Origin of the sequence: Bradyrhizobium sp. URHD0069, assembly GCF_000701345.1 — a bacterium.
Taxonomy (GTDB): Bacteria; Pseudomonadota; Alphaproteobacteria; order Rhizobiales; family Xanthobacteraceae; genus Bradyrhizobium.
On sequence record NZ_JNIJ01000127.1, the window covers coordinates 1 to 1,418 of the forward strand.

The window sequence follows — 1,418 nt, forward strand, 5'->3', positions numbered from 1 at the left end:
TATCGACAAACCGTTCCGCCTGACAGACCTAGCGCGGCGCCTGCGGTCAATCCTGCAGGAAGCGTAAGCTTTCGTATTTCGAGCGGCACGGTCGGACTGCCGCCGGCCTTGAGCCCTGGACGCGTTACAATCGTAACGAAGTTTTTCTGCCGATGGCACTGAGTCGCCACACGGCCGCGTTATCTTGGAAAAACGTTTACTCGACACTCGGATCACGGTGCGGATCAGGATCCATCGCCGAATACATTATCGATAGCTTTTCGCCGTCGATCGAGACCAGCGCAGCACCGTCTCCACACCGGCGTGCATTTCAGGAGTTCAGGGTTTAGGGACGATTGAGAAGTGAATCTTTTATTGCGCCTTTTCGTGCTGGTGGCTGTCGCGCTCCTGCCCGCGATCGCAATTCAGGCATACAATGAATTCGATCTCCGTCGTGCGCGCCAGGTCGAAGTGGAGAACCAAGCGCTCAGCCTGGCCAAGCTCGCCGCGGCAGAGCAACAGCAGATCGTACAGGGAATTCGTCAGGTCCTGATCGCGCTGTCGGAACTCCCGGCGATCAAAGCGAAGGACATCCCGGGATGCAATGCTTACCTTTCCAACATCAAGCAACGATATCCGGGGTTCATCAGCTTTATCATGGTCGACATGAATGGCAGCTCCTTCTGCGACGCAAGCAGCGATCATAAGCCATCGACTGCCGCCGGGCGGCCCTACTTCGCCAACGTTCTGAAAACCGGTGAATTCACAGTCGGAGAGTTCGCGATCGGTCGATTGACCGGCCGCAACGTCCTTCATTTTGCGTTGCCGTTCTACGGCGACGATGGTCGCATGGGCGGCGTCGTTATAGCCGCTCTCAGCTTGGATTGGCTCGCTGACCACATCGCGCGAAAGGGTATTCCAGCAGGAGCGGCGCTCGCCATCACGGATCGCAATGGCACGTATCTCGCCCGCTACCCCGATAACAGCCGGCTTGTCGGCAAAAAGATGCGCGGTGACAAATACCTGAATCTGGACCAACGGGGAGCGATCGATATCCTCGACATCAATGGTGTGGAGCGGATCATCGGCTACTCAACCTTGGACGCCGATTCCGGGGGCCTTTTTGTCGGCTATAGCGTCGACAAGGCGCAGGCCTTCGCCGAGATCCAGGATCGCACGCGGCGCCACATTTTTCTGATCGTCCTGAGCACCTCGCTGGTGTTGATCCTGACATCTTTGGGCGCCCGCCGGTTCATCCATCGTCCGCTTGGCGAATTGGTCGCCGCCGCAAACCAATGGCGGCAGGGTGATTATGCCCGACGTGTGGACATCCGGGATAAATCGGAAATCGCCCGGGTCGCCGACGCGTTCAACACCATGGCCGACGCACTGGAGCACCGCGAGCACGAATTGTCCGAGGCGAAGGAAAAGGCCGAGGA

The 1,418-nt window shown here is 58.2% G+C and carries 1 protein-coding gene; it reads left to right on the top strand.

Features of this window, described 5'->3' with window-relative positions; translation table 11 throughout:
* Nucleotides 1–372: 372 nt before the first annotated feature.
* The coding region (locus N554_RS0130565; RefSeq protein ID WP_245283762.1) for a cache domain-containing protein at nucleotides 373–1,418 on the top strand (1,046 nt) is incomplete at its 3' end.